Below are 16,281 nucleotides of genomic sequence, written 5' to 3'. Positions count from 1 at the left end.
TTGATGACAGGACAGACAGGGTGCGCCATTGCGGGCGCGACCACAATGCGCGGCCCTGTTCCTGGAGCGCCCGCATGTCGCGCCGCCTGTTGTTGCTCGCCATTGCACTGCTGATGTTTCCGCAGCTGGCACAGACCCTGTACAGCCCGGCCCTGGCCGATCTGGCCGAACGCTTCGCCCTGCCGCCGAGTGCCGCCAGCCAGGCCATGAGCCTGTACCTGTTCGGCTTTGCTGCAGGCGTGCTGCTGTGGGGGCGCCTGGCCGATCGTATCGGTCGTCGCCCCGCCCTTATCTGTGGCCTCGGCGTCTTCGGAGTAGCTGCACTGGGCGGGCTGATGGCTGGCAGCTTCGGCCAGGTGCTGCTGGCCCAGGCGTTGGCCGCAGTCGGCGCCGCCGCCGCTTCGGTGGTGACCCAGACCGTGCTGCGCGACCATCTGCAGGGTCCAGCGTTGGCGCAGGCATTCTCCTGGATCGGCATGGCCCTGGCCCTGAGCCCGGCCATCGGTCTTGCACTGGGCACGCTGCTGGTCGCCGCCCATGGCTATGCCGGCGTACAGTCCGGCCTGCTGCTGGTTGCTGCCCTGCTGGCAGTCGCATGCCTGGCTGGCCTGCGCGAAAGCCGTCCTGCACATATCCCGCACACGCCCATGCTGCCGCTGCTGCGGGAACTGCTGCGCGATCGCTGGATCTGGTCACACGCGTTGCTGGTGATGGCCTTCAACGTGGCGATGTACAGCTGGTATGTGCTCGGCCCCTTCGTGTTTGCGCGCCTGCACTGGCCAGCCACCTGGTTCGGCGCCAGCGGCGCGGTGCTGGCACTGGGCTCGGCACTGGGCGCGTGGGGCAATGGCCGCCTGCTGCGTGCAGGCGTTGCCACAACCACGCGCATCCGCATCGCCGCAGGACTGGTTCTGACGGGAGGCCTGCTGGCCGCGCTGCTGCATGATCACCCTGCCCTGGTCGCGGCGATGGTGCCGGTGGTGACGGGCTTCGGCCTTGCCATTCCCAATGTGCTCGGCCAGGCCTTGCGCGGCTATCCACACTGTCTCGGCAGCGCAGGCGCGCTGTTCGGCCTGCTCTACTACCTGCTGATCGGTGCGGCAATGGCGCTGGTCGGTGCAGTGCAGCTGCTGGCACCGACCCTCATCGTGTGCGGCCTGCTGGCCTTGTGGCTGCAGCGGCAGCGTCCCGCTGCAGCCTAGGAATTGCTGCAAAAGCAGCGCACTGTGCGCGCCTTCCGGGAACGGCTTTGATTCCCTGGCTATCGTGCGCGCTCTCCCACACAAGGCAGATGCCCATGATCACCATCACCGCCGAACAGGCCCGCGCCAACGTCGATGCCGCCAAGCGCCCGATCGAACTGTTCTACAGCGATCTCGACAACGCCATCCAGATCGGCTCGGAAAATGGCCGCCGCTACGTCGTGTACGGCTTCAGCCAGGTGATGGCCAGCGAGCAGCTCGTCGAAGACGTGGTCGCACAGCTGCTGAAGAATGGTTTCGGTGTTGAACGGTTGTTGAGCGATTCCGAACAGCACTACATCCGCATCAACTGGGGAACTGCCGCGCCGTCGCGCCTCAGCGCCGGCTGAGGGTGAACGCGGTGCCGTCCACGCCCAGGTCCCAGCCCTTGCCGGTACCGGACAGGGCCAGCGAGATGTCGCCCTTGGTCATCACCTGCGCGTTGCTGGACTTCACCGCACCGGCATGCGCGCCGACCGAGGCGTAAGTGCCCAGCAGCTCGTTGACGCTGACCGCGCCGGTGAAGCTGCCACGCCCGTTGGTGATCTTCGACTTGCCGACGGTCAGGCCGCCACCCTTCATCTGGATGCGCACCGGCAGGCTGGCGCCGTTGCTGCAGGTGACCGTGCCATTACCGGATGCGGTCTTGTAGATCAACGACCAGCCGGACAGGTTGTAGCGCAGCTCGCAATCGAGGTTGCCGGCAGCGTGCGCGGCGGGGGCCAACGCTGCGGCGGACAGCGCCAGCAGCAGGGCGAAGGGCTTGTTCATGGCGGGACTTCCAGTTCGGTCGGACTGGCGGCGAATCTAACAGCGCGCGCGTGCACGTTGAATGCAGGCGCGCGCGCTGGTGCGGCGGCGTTCAGGCCGTCGCTCAGGCCTGCTCGTCCAGATGGAAGGCATCGGCATCAAGCATGGCCGGGAAGCGCGCGCGGTGTGCTGCCAGCGCCTCGGCCGAGACGGTGGTGGTGACCACCTGTTCGCGTTCGCGAATCTCCACCTGCGGTTGGCCGAGGAAATCCAGCACCGCGCTGTCGCCGGTGTAATGCAGCTGGTTGCCATCGACGCCGACACGGTTCACCGCAGCAACGAAGCACAGGTTCTCGATCGCACGTGCACGCAGCAGTGTCTTCCACGCATAGGCGCGTGCCGACGGCCAGTTGGCAACGAAGATCTGCAGGTCGAAATCCAGCTGCTGCGGACGCTCCACGTTGTAGCGGTTGCGGCAGAACACCGGGAAACGCAGGTCGTAGCAGACCTGCGGATTGATCCGCCAGCCCTTCCATTCCACGCTCAGGCGGTCGCGACCGGCAGCATAGCGCTCGTGCTCGCCGCCGTAACGGAACAGGTGGCGCTTGTCGTAGTACTCCAGGTTGCCATCGGGCGTGGCGAACAGCAGGCGGTTGTAGACGCCTTCGCCATCACGCAACTGCACGCTGCCGATCACCGCCGCGTTCAAGGCCCTGGCCTGCTCGCGCACCCAGGCCACGGTCGGGCCGTCCATGCCTTCGGCCTGGGCGATGGCGTCGTTGGAGAAGCCACTGGTGAAGGTCTCCGGCAGGATCACCAAGTCGGTGGTGCCGGCCAGCGGTGCCAGCAGTGCGCCGTAGTACTCACGGTTGCCCGCCGGATCATGCCAGCGGGTGTCGCCCTGGACGAGGGAAATGCGCAGGTCCTGCATGGTCACTGCTCCGCTCAAAGAAGGCGCAGGCGTTCGATCGCCGCGTCCATGGTCGCTTCATTCTTGGCGAAGCACAGGCGCACCAGGCGCTGGCCGGCCGGCGGATTCTCGTAGAACGGCGACAGCGGGATGGCGGTCACGCCCTTCTCGATGGTCAGCCACTTCACGAATTCGTGGTCCGGCAGGTCGCTGATGGCCGAGTAATCGACCAGCTGGAAGTAGCCGCCGGGGACCGGCAGCGCCCTCAGGCGGGTGCTGGACAGCTGCTCGCGGAAACGGTCGCGCTTGGCCTGGTAGAACGCGCCCAGCTCGAGGTGGTGTTCGGGCTCATCGCGGATCATCGCGGCGAAGCCGTATTGCGCCGGGCCGAAACTGGTGAAGGTGTTGTACTGGTGCACCTTGCGGAATTCGGCGGTCAGCGCAGGCGGTGCGATCGCATAGCCGATCTTCCAGCCGGTGCAGTGGTAGGTCTTGCCGAAGCTGGAGATGACGAACGCGCGTTCGCGCAGTTCCGGGTAGCGCAGCGCCGATTCATGGCGGCGGCCGTCATAGATGATGTGCTCATACACCTCATCGGAGATCAGGTAGATCTGCGTGCCGCGCAGCAGCTCGGCCAGCGCCTGCATGTCCTGCGCCGACAGCATCGCGCCGGACGGGTTGTGCGGGGTGTTGACGATCAGCATGCGTGTGCGCGGGGTGATCGCCGCACGCACGCGGTCCCAGTCGACGGCGAAGGTCTGCGGATCCAGCGACACATGCACGGCCTTGGCACCGGCCAGATCGATCGCCGGTTCATAGCAGTCATAGGCCGGGTCGAGCACGATCACTTCTTCGCCGGCACGCACCACGGCGTGGATGGCGTTGAAGATGGCCTCGGTACCGCCGCTGGTGACGGTGATCTCGCTGTCCGCATCGACCTGCGCGCCGTAGCAGTCCAGTGCCTTCTGCGCGATGGCCTGGCGCAGCGGCGCCACACCGGTCATCGGCGGGTACTGGTTCAGCCCGGCGGCCATCGCCTTGGCCGTCTCATCGATCAGGCGCTGCGGCGCGGAAAAGTCCGGGAAACCCTGGCCCAGGTTGACCGCGCCGTGTTCGGCGGCGAGCTGGGACATCACGGTGAAGATCGTGGTACCGACCTTGGGCAGCTTGGTGTTGGGTTGCATCGGCCTGGAGTCTGGGGGAACGAGGCCCAGAAGTGTACGAAATCCACGCTGCGACTGTGGGTTCAGCCGGTAGCGCCGGGTCATGCCCGGCGGCTCTTTGCATATGCCTTGCGGCCGCCGGGCATGGCCCGGCGCTACCGGGACAGCATTCACCGCTACAATTGCCGCCGCACTCCGGCATGAAGACCTTTGCCCCTTGAACACCCCTGCATTGCTGGCCGCCAGCGGCCTGAGCTTCTCCCGCAATGACGAGCCGGTGTTCGGCCCGCTGGACTTCCATGTGGACGCCGGCGAAGCCCTGCTGGTGCAGGGCGGCAACGGCGCCGGCAAGACCACGCTGTTGCGCGTGCTGGCCGGCCTGGCCCGGCCCGGTGCCGGGCAGGTGCAGATCGATGGCCGACCGGCCGGCAATGCCGAGCGCGCGCGCTATGTCGCCTACCTCAGCCACCTGCCCGCATTGAAGCCCGATCTGGACACGCTGGAGAACCTGCACTTCCTGTGTGGCCTGCACGGCCGCCGTGCGCGGCAGATGCCCGGCAACGCGCTGGCCATCGTCGGCCTGGCCGGTTATGAGGACACCCTTGTTCGGCATCTGTCCGCCGGGCAGAAGCGGCGGCTGGCACTGGCACGCATCTGGCTGTCGCCGGCGCCGCTGTGGCTGCTCGACGAACCCTATGCCAACCTCGACCTGGAGGGCATCACCCTGGTCAACCGGATGATTTCCGCGCACCTGCGCGCCGGTGGCGCGGCACTGGTCACCACCCATGGCGCCTATGCCGCACCGCCGGTGCGTACCCGCCAGCTCGACCTCGGCGGTGCCGCATGATCGCGCCAGGCACCGAACCGGGCCTGTGGCAGACCGCGGGCGCCCTGCTCAAGCGCGACCTGCGCCTGCTCTGGCGCCGCCGCGGCGATGCGCTGCAGCCGCTGCTGTTCGCGGTGCTGGTGGTGGTGCTGTTCGCGCTGGCGCAGGGTCGCGAGCCGCAACTGCTGGCCGCCACCGCAGGCGCAGTGCTGTGGCTTGCGGTGCTGCTGGCCGGGCAGCTGTCGCTGGATTCACTGTTCCGCTCCGATGCCGAAGACGGCTCGCTGGAACAATGGCTGCTGGCGCCGGTGCCGCTGGCCTGGCTGGTGCTGGTGCGCGTGCTGCTGCACTGGGCCACCACCGCCCTGCCGTTGATCGTGGTCAGTCCGCTGCTGGCCGAAATGCTGCATCTGCCGCATGACCAGCTGCCGATGTTGCTGGCATCGTTGCTGCTGGGAACGCCGTTGCTGAGCCTGATTGGTGGCGTGGTCGCCGCGCTGACCGTAGGCATCCGACGCTCTGGTATTCTCGTGGCGTTGCTGTCGCTGCCGCTGTACGTGCCAGTGCTGGTGTTCGGCGCAGGCAGTCTGGCGGCAGCCGGACGCGGACAGGATCCGGTCGGTGCGCTGCTGATGCTGGGCGCCGGCCTGTTGGTCGCGCTGGTGCTGGCGCCGTTGGCCACCGCCGCTGCAATACGTATTTCTCTGAGTTGACCGAGCTGAGAGCCAATCCACCCCTGCTGGATAGCCGCCACGCATGAATCCGATTGTCCGCTGGTTCCACCAACTCGGTTCGCCCCCCACGTTCGACCGATTCGCTGCCCGCTGGTCGCGGGTGTTCTACCTCGCGGCGGTGCCGGTGCTGCTGGTCGGCATGTGGCAGGCGCTGCTGGTGGTGCCGCCGGAAGCCAAGCAGCTGGACAGCTTCCGCATCCTCTACATCCACGTGCCCAGTGCCTGGATGAGCCTGTTCGTGTTCGCGCTGATGGCGCTGTATGCCGCCATCGCCCTGATCTGGCGGATCAAGGTCTGCGAGATCCTGGCCATGGCCTGTGCGCCGATGGGCGCCGGCTTCACCCTGATCACCCTGCTGACCGGCAGCATCTGGGGCAAGGGTACCTGGGGTACCTGGTGGGACTGGGACCCGCGCATGACCAGTGAACTGGTGCTGCTGTTCCTGTACCTGGGCGTGATCGGCCTGTACCACGCCATCGAGGACCGCCGCAGCGCCGCGCGCGCGGCCGGCCTGCTGGCCATCGTCGGTGTCAGCCTGCTGCCGGTGATCCGCTATTCGGTGGACTGGTGGGGCGGCCTGCATCAGCGCCAGTCGATCAACGTGTTCGGTGAATCGGCAATCAGCAGCGCGATGATCGCGCCACTGTGGTGGATGGTCATCGGCACCAAGTTCTGGTTCGCCGGTTCGGTGCTGGCCAAGGCCCGCGCCGACAATCTCGACCGCGAGGCCGGCAAGGCCTGGGTCGGTGGCCGGGTCGATGCCGCACGCGCGGCCGGGGAGGCCCAGCCATGACCCACCTGCCCTATGTGATCGGCGCGTACGCCGTGTTCGTGCTGGTGCTCGGCGCCGATGCCATCGGTTCGTGGCTGCGCCTGCGCATGGCACGCCGGTTGGCGCTGGCACGCCAGCAGCGGCAGCAGACCCGCGCCGTCAAACAGGAAGCTGCGGCGCCGCTGTCGACGGAGCTGGAACGATGACGCCGGTACAACGCCGCCGCCTGGCCTGGGTACTGCTGGCCCTGCTCGCCTCCGGGCTGGCCACCGCACTGGTGGCGATGGCGCTGGAACGCAACATCGCCTACCTCTACACGCCCTCGGAAGTGCTGCGCGGGGATGTCGATGCACAGTCGCGGTTCCGCTTGGGCGGCATGGTGGTGAAGGGCTCCTTCAACCGCCCGGTCGGTTCGCTGGAAGCACGTTTCGAAGTAACCGACGGCGATGCCCAGCTGGCGGTGACCACGTCGCGGATTCTTCCGGACATGTTTGCCGAAGGCACCGCGGTGGTCGCCAGTGGCCGCCTGCAGGATGGTGTCTTCGTTGCCGACGAAGTGCTGGCCAAGCACGATGAAAAGTACGTGCCGAAGGAAGTGGCCGACAAGATGGGCGATGCCCATCGCAAGCATGACGTGCCGGTGACGGCACCCGAGGTGCGCTGAGTGCTGCCCGAACTGGGTCAGATCCTGCTGTTGTGCGCGTTGCTGGCCTCGCTGCTGCAGGCCGGCCTGCCGCTGGTCGGCGCGCATCGCAGCAATACGGCATGGATGGCGGTGGCACGGCCGGCCGCCTTCGCACAGCTGCTGCTGCTCGCCGGCGCGTTCGCGGTGCTGACCGCCGCGTTCGTGCAGCAGGATTTCTCGGTGCGCTACGTGGCCGAGAACTCCAATTCGCTGCTGCCGATGATCTACCGCTACTCGGCGGTGTGGGGGGCCCACGAGGGCTCGCTGCTGATGTGGGCGCTGGTGCTGGCGCTGTGGACCGGCGCGGTGGCGCTGTTCTCGCGGCACCTGCCGGCACACGTGCAGGCGCGCGTACTGGCGGTGATGGGCGTGGTCAGCGTCGGCTTCCTCGCCTTCCTGATCTTCACCTCCAATCCGTTCCTGCGCCTGAACCCGGCGCCGCTGGAAGGCCGCGACCTCAACCCGCTGCTGCAGGACCCAGGGCTGATCATTCATCCGCCGATGCTGTACATCGGATACGTGGGCTTTGCCGTTCCGTTCGCATTCGCGGTGGCGGCCCTGCTGGAGGGGCGCATCGATGCGCGCTGGCTGCGCTGGACGCGGCCGTGGACCAACGTCGCCTGGGGCTTCCTGACCCTGGGCATCGCGCTGGGCAGCTGGTGGGCCTACTACGAGCTGGGCTGGGGCGGCTGGTGGTTCTGGGACCCGGTGGAGAATGCCAGCTTCATGCCCTGGCTGGTCGGTGCGGCATTGATCCATTCGCAGGCCGTCACTGAAAAGCGCGGCACGTTCGGCAGCTGGACCCTGCTGCTGGCGATCGCCGCCTTTGCGCTGTCGCTGCTGGGCACGTTCCTGGTGCGCTCCGGCGTGCTGACCAGCGTGCATTCGTTTGCCGCCGATCCGTCGCGCGGCCTGTTCATCCTGGTATTCCTGTCGGTGCTGATCGGCGGCAGCCTGCTGCTGTACGCGCTGCGCGCCAGCCAGCTCAGCGTGGACGCCGACGACCCACGCCGTGGCTTCACCGCCACCTCGCGCGAGACCCTGCTGCTGGCCAACAACCTGCTGCTGGCCACCGCCTGCGCGATGGTCCTGCTCGGCACGCTGTATCCGCTGCTGGCAGATGCACTGTCGCTGGGCAAGATCTCGGTCGGCCCGCCCTACTTCGGCAGCCTGTTCCTGCTGCTGATGGCGCCGATGATCCTGCTGCTGCCGTTCGGCCCGCTGGTGAAGTGGCAGCGCGACCAACCTTCGCGTGCATTCGCCCTGCTGGCGCCCTGGCTGGGGCTGGCGGTGCTGCTGGGCGCGCTGGCCTGGTGGCAGGCGCCGCAGAACGGCTGGAAGGCCGGTCTCGGTGTCGCCGCCGGGGCCTGGGTCGGATTCGGTACCGCACGCTTCGTCTGGCAGCGCCTGCGTGGCAATGGTCGCTTCACCGCCGAGATGCTCGGCATGATCGTCGCCCACGCAGGCATCGCCGTGTTCCTGGCCGGTGCGTTGCTGGTGGAAGCCCTGAACGTGCAGCGCGAAGTGGCGCTGGCACCTGGCCAGCAACTGGTGGTCGGCCGCTACGAAGTGCGCTTCGAGGGCGTGGACCATCGCGAAGGTCCCAATTTCATCGCCGACCGCGGTCACCTGCGGGTGTTCCGCAACGGCCGCGAACTGGCCCTGCTGCATCCGGAGAAGCGCCAGTACGCCAGTGGTGGTCAGGTGATGACCGAGGCCGGCATCGATGCACGCTTCGACGGCGACGTCTACGTGGCATTGGGCGAGCCGCTGGGCAACAATGCATGGGCGGTCCGGGTCCACATCAAGCCGTTCGTGCGCTGGATCTGGCTGGGCGCGCTGTTGATGGCCCTGGGCGGATTCATCACCGCCGCCGACCGCCGTTTCCGTCGTCCGTAGGAGTTTCCATGTCCGAGTCCCCCGCCCCGCGCCCCTCCCGCCCGCTGCCGCCGGTAGCCATCGTGATCGGCGTGCTGTTCTTCTTCGGCCTGCTCGGGCTGATGATCTACGGGGTGATGAAATCGGGTGATCCGCAGCGCGACGTGCTGCCCTCGGCGCTGATCGACAAGCCGGCGCCGGCGTTCGCCCTGCCGGTGCTGCACGACCCGGAGATGATCGTGCACAGCGACGAACTGCGCGGCGCGCCTTACCTGTTGAACGTATGGGGCAGCTGGTGCGCGGCCTGCCGCGAGGAACACCCGGTGCTGACCCGTTTCGCCGAGAGCAAGCGCGTGCGCGTGATCGGCTACAACTGGAAGGACGAGCCGACCGATGCCCTGCACTGGCTGGAGCAGCTGGGCAACCCGTTCATGGTCGTGCTCAGTGATGTTGAAGGCCGCACCGCCATCGACTGGGGCGTGACCGCTGCACCGGAGACCTTCCTTGTCGACGGCAGCGGCATCGTGCGCTGGAAGTACAGCGGTGCGATGACCCAGCGCGTAGTCGACGAGAAGCTGATCCCGGCGCTGGAAAAGATCGAGAAGGCCCAGGGCAATGCCGGCAGCACGCTGCACACGGCGCCCTGAGCCCATGCGCTGGCTGCTGGCGCTGCTGCTTCTGATGCTGCCGCTGGCCGCAGTGGCACAGCAGCCGCTGCACGATCCCCAGCCGCTGCAGTTCCGCGATGGCGCCGAAGAACGCCGCTTCCATGACCTGGCCGCGCAGCTGCGCTGCGTGCAGTGCCAGAACCAGTCGCTGGCCGATTCCAACGCGCAGATCGCGCAGGATCTGCGCCGCGAGGTGCTGCAGCTGATGCAGCAGGGCCACGACGATGCACAGATCAAGCAGTTCCTGGTCGCCCGCTACGGTGAGTTCGTGCTCTATCAACCACCGTTGCAGCCGGGCACCTGGCTGCTGTGGGGCGGTCCCCTGCTGATGCTCGGCGCCGGCGCACTGGTGGTGCTGGGCATTGTCCGCCGTCGTGGCCGTACGGTCGGCGCAGCACCGGCCGGCAAGGCCGATGAAGGAGACGGATGGTGAGCCATTGGCTGCCGGTGCTGGCCGGTCTGGTTGCTGCGCTGATGGCAGCGCTGGTGCTGTGGCCGCTGCGCCACCACGGTCGTCGCGGTTTCGCGGTCGGCGTGTTCGCACTGGGCGTGGCCGGTGCCTGCCTGTATCTGCTGGTCGGTGATCCGCGTGCAGCACAGGTGCAACCGACGCCGTCGGTAGCCACCCTGCGCGATGGCGTACAGGCCCTGCAGGATGCACTGGAGCGTGACCCACAGCGGGCCGATGGCTGGGCACTGCTGGGCCGGTCGCAGGCCGAACTGGGCAACGCCGCAGCCGCGGCGGACGCCTTCGCACGTGCCGCCGCTCTCGCCCCGGAAGACCCCGGCGTGCTGGTGGAAGCGGCGCAGGCACGTGCGCAGGCCGATGCCGGCAAGCAGTTCGATGACACCGCGATGGCCTGGTTGCAACAGGCGCGTGCACAGGCACCCGATGCCGAGCGCGCCAGCTGGCTGCTGGGCATCGCCCTGCGCCAGCGCGGAAAGAATGCCGAGGCCGCGGATGTGTGGAGCGGCCTGCTGCCACGGCTTGAGCCCGGCGCCGCGCAGGCGCTGCAGGCGCAGATCGCCATCGCCCGCGAAGCCGCAGGCCTGGCACCCGATGCCGCTCCTGCAGCACCAGCGGCGCTGCTGCAGGTACGCGTGCAGCTGCCTGCGCTGGAGAATGCCGAGTGGCCGGCCAGCACCCGGGTATTCGTGCTGGCCCGCGCCGTGGGTGGACCGCCGATGCCGGTGGCCGCACGCAAGCTGCCGCTGGCCGGTTTCCCGGCCACGGTCGGGCTGGGCGACGCTGACAGCCCGATGCCGACCGCGCCGCTGTCGGCACATCGCGACGTGGAAGTGCTGGCACGCATCTCGCGTACTGGTAGCGCCAATCGCAGCGAGGGGGACCTGCAAAGCGACGTGGTGCGGGTGACGCTGCCGCATGACGGCGTGGTTGAGCTGCGGTTTCCCTGACTTGTAGAGCCGAGCCCACGCTCGGCTGCGATTGGGTTGCCGGCGCCCGCCAGCCGAGCATCGGCTCGGCTCTACAGCAGATCCACGCCATGCGTGGATACGACGGTCCGGTCCGCGTCCAACCGCTGCTGGAAACCAGCGTGTCGCCAGCTCCACATGCGGCCCCGCTAGAATGGCTGCATGACCGAATTCATCCCGCCCGGCACCCGCTTCCACGCCCTGCCCTCGCCCTTCCCGTTCAAGCGCGGGGGCGCCCTGCACGGCGCGCGCGTGGCCTACGAAACCTGGGGAACACTGGCGGCCGACGCCAGCAATGCGATCCTGATCGTCACCGGCCTCTCGCCGGATGCGCATGCCGCGGCCAACGACGCCAATCCGGCACCGGGCTGGTGGGAAGGCATGGTCGGCCCCGGCAAGCCGATCAATACCGACCGCTGGTTCGTGGTCTGCGTGAACTCGCTGGGCAGCTGCAAGGGTTCGACCGGTCCGGCCTCGCTCAATGCGGCCACGGGTGAACCGTATCGCCTCGACTTCCCCGAGCTGTCGATCGAAGACGGCGCACGCGCCGCCATCGAGGTCGTGCGCGCCCTGGGCATCGAGCAGCTGGCCTGCGTGGTCGGCAATTCGATGGGCGGCATGACCGCACTGGCCGTGCTGATGCTGCAGCCGGGCATCGCGCGCAGCCACGTCAACATTTCCGGCAGTGCGCAGGCGCTGCCGTTCTCGATCGCGATCCGTTCGCTGCAGCGCGAGGCGATCCGTCTTGATCCGCGCTGGAATGGTGGCCACTACGACGATGCCGAATACCCCGAGTCCGGCATGCGCATGGCGCGCAAGCTGGGCGTGATCACTTACCGCTCCGCACTGGAATGGGATGGCCGCTTCGGCCGCGTGCGGCTGGATTCGGATCAGACCGACGACGATCCGTTCGGCCTGGAGTTCCAGGTGGAAAGCTATCTGGAAGGCCACGCACGGCGCTTCGTGCGCTTCTTCGATCCCAACTGCTACCTGTACCTGAGCCGCTCGATGGACTGGTTCGACCTGGCCGAGTATGCCGACGGCGACGTGCTGGCCGGGCTGGCGAAGATCCGGGTGGAAAAGGCGCTGGCGATCGGCGCCAACACCGACATCCTGTTCCCGGTGCAGCAGCAGCAACAGGTCGCCGACGGCCTGCGCGCTGGCGGCGCCGATGCGCGCTTCATCGGCCTGGAATCGCCACAGGGCCACGACGCCTTCCTCGTCGATTTCGAGCGTTTCGGCCCGGCCGTGCGCGGCTTTCTCGACGCGCTGTAGGTGGCATGGCGGCGTAATCTCGCGCTGGCCGCGTTCGGCGCGTTGATCGCGCTGACGGTCAGCGGCGTGCTGCCGCTGTGGCTGGGTGGGTGGTGCCTGCTGGCCAGCGCGGTGTCGTTCGGCCTGTACGGCCACGACAAGCGCGCGGCGCAGAGAAAGCAGTGGCGTATTCCGGAGCGCACATTACAGCTGCTGGCCTTTGCCGGCGGTTGGCCCGGCGCGCTGCTGGGCCAGGCGATGTTCCGCCACAAGCACCGCAAAGCCTCGTTCCAGTGGGTGTTCTGGCTGTGCGTGCTGGCCAACGTGGCCTCGATCGCGGTGATGCTGCGCGAGTTCTCGCGATAGCCAACCTGTAGAGCCGAGCCCATGCTCGGCTCCGTACAGAGGCAGCCGAGCATGGGCTCGGCTCTACAGTAGATCCACGCCAGGCGCGGATGTGCATCGGTCAAAGTTCGCGGACCAGCGCCCCATCGCGCAACCGGTACTGCGCATCGACCACGCCTTCAGGCAGGTCGTCGTGGGTGATCATCAACAGGCTGCGCCCGTCCAGCAACCCGGAAAGGTCCTGCAGCAGCGCACGTGCGGTATCCACGTCGAGGCCTTCGGTCGGTTCGTCCAGCAGCAGGATCGGCGCATTGCGCAGCAGTGCACGGGCCAGCGCCAGCCGCCGCGCCTGGCCGGCCGACATCGTCGCGCCGTTCTCGCCCACCCAGGCCTGCAGGCCACCGTTGCGCTCGGCCCATTCGCCCAGGCGCATGCGGCGCAGCACTGCCCACAAGGCGGCGTCGCTGGCATCGGGATCCCCCAGGCGCAGGTTCTCGGCCACGGTGCCGGCGAACACCGGCGCGTTCTGCGGCAACCAGGCCAGCTGCCGATGCCAGTCGGCCTGGCTGAAATCACGCAGGTCGATGCCACCATAGGTGATTCGCCCCTGCTGCGGATCCCACAGCCGCAGCAGCAGGCTGGACAGCGTGGTCTTGCCACTGCCGCTGTCGCCGCGGATGGCGATTCGTTCGCCCGGCGCGAGGGTCAACTGCAGGCCGGACAGCACCGGTCGCGCGGCGCCCGGCCACTGGAAATGCACGTCGTCCCAGTGCACGCGCGCGGCCTGCGGTACCGGCTGTGGCACGGCGGGATCCTCCACCGTCGGCGGCTGCTCGACGATGGCCTGCAACCGATCGGCGGCGATCCGCCCGGACTGCAGTGACTGCCACGCCAAGCCCATCCCGGCCCACAGTTCGATCAGCGCGACGGTGAGGAACACCAGGCCCGCGGCCATTTCCGGCGCGATACGCTGCTGTTCGGCCGCGTGGAGCGCCAGTGCCAGCATCGCCACCAGCCCCAGCCCTGCGACCAGGCCATGCAGGGTCGAGGCCGCGATCAGGCGCCAGCGGCGCCGACGATCCCGCGAAGCCAGCTGCTTGGCGGCCACGCGCACCTTCAGCTGCCACGCCGCATCGGCATGCAGCGCGGCCAGATCGCCCGCGCCCTCCAACCCTTCAAAGGCGGCGGTGCGCAGTGCGGCGCGATGCGCGGCACGGTCCGCCTCTTCATCGTCACGACCGCGCACACCCAGCCACGGCACGCCGAAAGCGATCAGCAGCGCCAGCACTGCCAGCAACACTGCTGCCGACGGCAGGATCAGCGCCGCCGAGGCCACCGCCACCAGCGTCAGCGCACCCAGCGCCACCAGCGGCCCGATCGCACGCACCAGCAGGCCGTCCACTTCACCGATGTCACCGAGCAGGCGCGCCAGCAGATCGCCGGTGCGCGTCGCCCCCAGCCGTGCCGGTGCCAGCGGCAGCGCGCGGCGGAAGAACCACACGCGCAAGTCGCGGGCGATGCGCAGGGTGGCGTCGTGGCCCACCAGCTTTTCGAAGTAGCGCGACACGATGCGCGCCATGGTCAGCCCGCGGATACCCGCGGACGGCGAGAAGAAGTTGAAGCCCTGGCCGAGGCCGGCCGCACCGGCCAATGCAGCTGCGGTGAGGAAACCACCGGACAGGCCCAGCAGTGCGGTGCCGGCCAGCATGGTGGTCCACAACAGCAGGATCGTCAGCAGCAGGCGCGGCCGATGGCGCAGGAACACCGCACGCAGCGAATCAGGCGAACGGCTCATGCGCGCACCGCCTGTGCCGGTTCCACCAACCGACCTTCCGGCAACAACAGGCAACGGTCGGCCCAGGCGATCACCGCCGGGCTGTGGGTGGCGACCACCACGCTGCGGCCGCGTGCATAGGCGGCCAGGCTGCGCAGCAGCGCCGCTTCGGTATCGGCATCGAGGAACGCGGTGGGTTCGTCCAGCAGCAGCACCTGCGGGTCGCGCAGCAGCAGGCGGGCCAGGCCGATGCGACGTGCCTCACCACCGGACAGGCCGAAGCCGCGCTCGCCGATCACCGTATCCAGTCCCTGTGGCAGGCGCTGCGCGAACTGCAGCACCTGCGAGGCCTCGGCCACTGCGCGCAACCGCGCGTCGCTGGCGCCGGGATCGGCCAGGCGCAGGTTGTCGGCGATGCTGCCGTGGAACAGGTACGGCCGCTGGCTGGCATAGGCTACCTGCACGCCGGGCCGCAGGTGCAGCTTGCCGGCACGCGGTGGCAGCCAGCCCGCCAGTGCTTCCAGCAGCGTGCTCTTGCCGGATCCACTGGGGCCGACCAGGGCCAGCCGCTGGCCCGGTTCCAGCAGCACATCCAGATCCTGCAGCACGTCGTGCGGCGCGCCCAACGGGCGCAGCACCAGCCCCTGCGCCTGCAGCGGCGGCAACGCGGCCTCGGCCGGTTCCACAGCCACCGGCGCACTCTCGTTCTCGATCAGGCCCTGCTCGTCCGGCAATGACTGCAGCAGACGCTCAACCTCGGCCGCCGCGGCCAGTGCATTGGCGCGGTCGTGGTAGTGCGCAGCCAACCGCCGCAGCGGCGCGTAGAACTCCGGCGCCAGCAGCAGGCAGAACAGGCCCGCGCCCAGCGTCGGCACCGCCGAATGCAGCGACATCATGCCCAGATAGCTCAGGCCCAGGTACAGCGCGACCATCGCCACGCTCACCGAGGCAAAGAATTCCAGCACCGTGGACGACAGGAAGGCGATCCGCAGCACTTTCAGGGTACGCACGCGCACACCTTCGGCGGCCGCCTCGATACCCTCCAGCTCGGCCTCGCCGCGGCCATACAGGCGCAGCAGGCCCAGGCCCTTGATGCGGTCGGCGAAGTGGCCGCTCATCCGCGCCAGCTCCCCCAACTGGGCGCGACCGGCGGCTTCGGCGCCCCAGCCCACCAGCATCATGAAGAACGGCACCAGCGGCGCGGTGAACAGCAGGATCAACGCCACCACCCAGTCAACCCAGGCCACCGCGGCCAGGATCAGCAGCGGCACCACCAGCACCTCGGTGCGCACCGGCAGGAACCCGCTGTAATAACTCTCGATCGCATCACCGTGATGCAGCATCAGTTCGCCCAGTTCGCCGGTGCGGCGCTGGCGCAGCCACAACGGGCCATGGCTGAGCAGTCGGGCGAACACTCGCTCGCGCAGGGCCAGCCGCGCGGCATCGGCTACATCCCCGGCAGCCGCCTGGGTGGCGCTGCCCAGCAGCGTGCGCAGCACCAGGATCACCACCAGCCCGCCCAGCACTGGCAGCCCCGAGGCCAGCGGCGCGCGCTCCACCAGCACCTGCTGCACCAGCCAGGCGATCGCGGCGGCCTGGCCGATCAGCAACGCACCGGACAGGCTGATGCACAGGGCCGCCAGGCGTTGGCGCCCCCGGGCGGAATGGGCCAGATCAGCCAGCCACGCCGCGCGGACACGGCGCTGGCGGGCAGTTTCGGCTTCCGGGGACAGGCTGTCAGGGGTCGTTTCGGCAGCGCTCAAGGGGTCTTCACGGGCAACGGGGGAGACACGGCATTGTAGGCGCAGGCAATGGCCGGCCTCTGCGGCCAGCGGTCGCAGTCTTCA

General features: G+C 68.5%; 18 protein-coding genes. 13 read left to right on the top strand and 5 right to left on the bottom strand.

The features are described 5' to 3' along the window. Window positions 1-74: 74 nt before the first annotated feature. Together RI032_RS15975 and RI032_RS15970 are read left to right on the top strand one after the other, a co-directional pair. Window positions 75-1,202, top strand: coding sequence for an MFS transporter (locus RI032_RS15975; RefSeq protein ID WP_322547301.1), 1,128 nt, complete (start codon window positions 75-77; stop codon window positions 1,200-1,202). A gap of 95 nt (window positions 1,203-1,297) precedes the next feature. Further along, window positions 1,298-1,591, top strand: coding sequence for a hypothetical protein (locus RI032_RS15970; protein ID WP_322547300.1), 294 nt, complete (start codon window positions 1,298-1,300; stop codon window positions 1,589-1,591). Here RI032_RS15970 and RI032_RS15965 read toward each other — a convergent pair. The 3 genes from RI032_RS15965 to RI032_RS15955 all read right to left on the bottom strand — a co-directional run bounded on the left by RI032_RS15965 (window position 1,578) and on the right by RI032_RS15955 (window position 4,085). Beyond that, entirely contained in the window at window positions 1,578-2,012 is a 435-nt protein-coding gene (locus RI032_RS15965) for a hypothetical protein (protein WP_010486698.1), read from the bottom strand. The genes RI032_RS15970 and RI032_RS15965 overlap by 14 nt on opposite strands. Before the next feature lie 103 nt (window positions 2,013-2,115). Then, window positions 2,116-2,922 (bottom strand): amidohydrolase, encoded by an 807-nt coding sequence (locus tag RI032_RS15960; protein ID WP_100446243.1) that lies wholly within the window; start codon window positions 2,920-2,922, stop codon window positions 2,116-2,118. A gap of 14 nt (window positions 2,923-2,936) precedes the next feature. Beyond that, on the bottom strand, window positions 2,937-4,085 hold the full coding sequence (locus RI032_RS15955; protein ID WP_260362480.1) for a pyridoxal phosphate-dependent aminotransferase: 1,149 nt from the start codon (window positions 4,083-4,085) through the stop codon (window positions 2,937-2,939). Between the two features lie 196 nt (window positions 4,086-4,281). On the opposite strand from RI032_RS15955, the gene ccmA reads away from it, so the two are divergent. From ccmA to RI032_RS15900, 11 genes are all read left to right on the top strand, one after another. Beyond that, the gene (ccmA, locus tag RI032_RS15950; RefSeq protein ID WP_019336398.1) at window positions 4,282-4,911 is read left to right on the top strand and encodes a heme ABC exporter ATP-binding protein CcmA; all 630 of its coding nucleotides are present in this window, start codon (window positions 4,282-4,284) and stop codon (window positions 4,909-4,911) included. Then, entirely contained in the window at window positions 4,908-5,603 is a 696-nt protein-coding gene (ccmB, locus tag RI032_RS15945; RefSeq protein ID WP_006456616.1) for a heme exporter protein CcmB, read from the top strand. Before ccmA ends, ccmB begins: the two co-directional genes overlap by 4 nt. A 43-nt stretch (window positions 5,604-5,646) precedes the next feature. Then, on the top strand, window positions 5,647-6,417 hold the full coding sequence (ccmC, locus tag RI032_RS15940) for a heme ABC transporter permease CcmC (protein WP_010486688.1): 771 nt from the start codon (window positions 5,647-5,649) through the stop codon (window positions 6,415-6,417). Continuing rightward, window positions 6,414-6,602 carry a heme exporter protein CcmD gene (locus RI032_RS15935; RefSeq protein WP_010486686.1) on the top strand — a complete coding sequence of 63 codons (189 nt, stop codon included), beginning with the start codon at window positions 6,414-6,416 and terminating at the stop codon, window positions 6,600-6,602. The genes ccmC and RI032_RS15935 overlap by 4 nt, the downstream gene beginning before the upstream one ends. Then, window positions 6,599-7,060, top strand: a complete 462-nt coding sequence (gene ccmE, locus RI032_RS15930) for a cytochrome c maturation protein CcmE (RefSeq protein ID WP_100446247.1) — start codon at window positions 6,599-6,601, stop codon at window positions 7,058-7,060. The genes RI032_RS15935 and ccmE overlap by 4 nt, the downstream gene beginning before the upstream one ends. Then, entirely contained in the window at window positions 7,061-8,980 is a 1,920-nt protein-coding gene (locus RI032_RS15925; RefSeq protein WP_322547299.1) for a heme lyase CcmF/NrfE family subunit, read from the top strand. 8 nt (window positions 8,981-8,988) lie between these two features. Beyond that, window positions 8,989-9,606: a DsbE family thiol:disulfide interchange protein gene (locus tag RI032_RS15920; RefSeq protein ID WP_005410345.1), complete on the top strand. Its 618-nt coding sequence runs from the start codon at window positions 8,989-8,991 to the stop codon at window positions 9,604-9,606. Window positions 9,607-9,610: 4 nt separating this feature from the next. Next, on the top strand, window positions 9,611-10,060 hold the full coding sequence (locus RI032_RS15915) for a cytochrome c-type biogenesis protein (protein WP_019336393.1): 450 nt from the start codon (window positions 9,611-9,613) through the stop codon (window positions 10,058-10,060). Beyond that, entirely contained in the window at window positions 10,054-11,043 is a 990-nt protein-coding gene (locus RI032_RS15910; protein ID WP_057503874.1) for a tetratricopeptide repeat protein, read from the top strand. Before RI032_RS15915 ends, RI032_RS15910 begins: the two co-directional genes overlap by 7 nt. Window positions 11,044-11,223: 180 nt before the next feature. Next, a complete protein-coding gene (metX, locus tag RI032_RS15905; protein WP_322547298.1) occupies window positions 11,224-12,336 on the top strand; it encodes a homoserine O-acetyltransferase MetX in 1,113 nt (370 codons plus the stop codon). After that, window positions 12,337-12,681, top strand: a complete 345-nt coding sequence (locus RI032_RS15900) for a DUF1294 domain-containing protein (RefSeq protein WP_019336390.1) — start codon at window positions 12,337-12,339, stop codon at window positions 12,679-12,681. A gap of 100 nt (window positions 12,682-12,781) precedes the next feature. Here the strand turns inward: RI032_RS15900 and cydC are convergent, their stop codons facing one another. Beyond that, the gene (gene cydC, locus RI032_RS15895) at window positions 12,782-14,455 is read right to left on the bottom strand and encodes a thiol reductant ABC exporter subunit CydC (RefSeq protein WP_049453052.1); all 1,674 of its coding nucleotides are present in this window, start codon (window positions 14,453-14,455) and stop codon (window positions 12,782-12,784) included. Continuing rightward, window positions 14,452-16,197 carry a thiol reductant ABC exporter subunit CydD gene (gene cydD, locus RI032_RS15890; RefSeq protein WP_322547297.1) on the bottom strand — a complete coding sequence of 582 codons (1,746 nt, stop codon included), beginning with the start codon at window positions 16,195-16,197 and terminating at the stop codon, window positions 14,452-14,454. The genes cydC and cydD overlap by 4 nt, the downstream gene beginning before the upstream one ends. Window positions 16,198-16,281 lie beyond the last annotated feature (84 nt).

The sequence above is a fragment of the Stenotrophomonas geniculata genome, assembly GCF_034508895.1.
GTDB lineage: Bacteria > Pseudomonadota > Gammaproteobacteria > Xanthomonadales > Xanthomonadaceae > Stenotrophomonas > Stenotrophomonas geniculata.
Note: the sequence above shows the minus strand (reverse complement) of the source record. Positions and strands in the feature narration are given on the sequence as shown.

Bases quoted from the DNA above. Each gene is read 5' to 3' on its own strand.
- RI032_RS15965 (WP_010486698.1), bottom strand. From the start codon at position 2,012: ATGAACAAGCCCTTCGCCCTGCTGCTGGCGCTGTCCGCCGCAGCGTTG.
- RI032_RS15915 (WP_019336393.1), top strand. From the start codon at position 9,611: ATGCGCTGGCTGCTGGCGCTGCTGCTTCTGATGCTGCCGCTGGCCGCA.
- ccmE (WP_100446247.1), top strand. From the start codon at position 6,599: ATGACGCCGGTACAACGCCGCCGCCTGGCCTGGGTACTGCTGGCCCTG.
- RI032_RS15935 (WP_010486686.1), top strand. From the start codon at position 6,414: ATGACCCACCTGCCCTATGTGATCGGCGCGTACGCCGTGTTCGTGCTG.
- RI032_RS15920 (WP_005410345.1), top strand. From the start codon at position 8,989: ATGTCCGAGTCCCCCGCCCCGCGCCCCTCCCGCCCGCTGCCGCCGGTA.
- cydC (WP_049453052.1), bottom strand. From the start codon at position 14,455: ATGAGCCGTTCGCCTGATTCGCTGCGTGCGGTGTTCCTGCGCCATCGG.
- RI032_RS15970 (WP_322547300.1), top strand. From the start codon at position 1,298: ATGATCACCATCACCGCCGAACAGGCCCGCGCCAACGTCGATGCCGCC.
- RI032_RS15955 (WP_260362480.1), bottom strand. From the start codon at position 4,085: ATGCAACCCAACACCAAGCTGCCCAAGGTCGGTACCACGATCTTCACC.
- RI032_RS15910 (WP_057503874.1), top strand. From the start codon at position 10,054: ATGGTGAGCCATTGGCTGCCGGTGCTGGCCGGTCTGGTTGCTGCGCTG.
- RI032_RS15960 (WP_100446243.1), bottom strand. From the start codon at position 2,922: ATGCAGGACCTGCGCATTTCCCTCGTCCAGGGCGACACCCGCTGGCAT.
- metX (WP_322547298.1), top strand. From the start codon at position 11,224: ATGACCGAATTCATCCCGCCCGGCACCCGCTTCCACGCCCTGCCCTCG.
- ccmB (WP_006456616.1), top strand. From the start codon at position 4,908: ATGATCGCGCCAGGCACCGAACCGGGCCTGTGGCAGACCGCGGGCGCC.
- RI032_RS15975 (WP_322547301.1), top strand. From the start codon at position 75: ATGTCGCGCCGCCTGTTGTTGCTCGCCATTGCACTGCTGATGTTTCCG.
- ccmC (WP_010486688.1), top strand. From the start codon at position 5,647: ATGAATCCGATTGTCCGCTGGTTCCACCAACTCGGTTCGCCCCCCACG.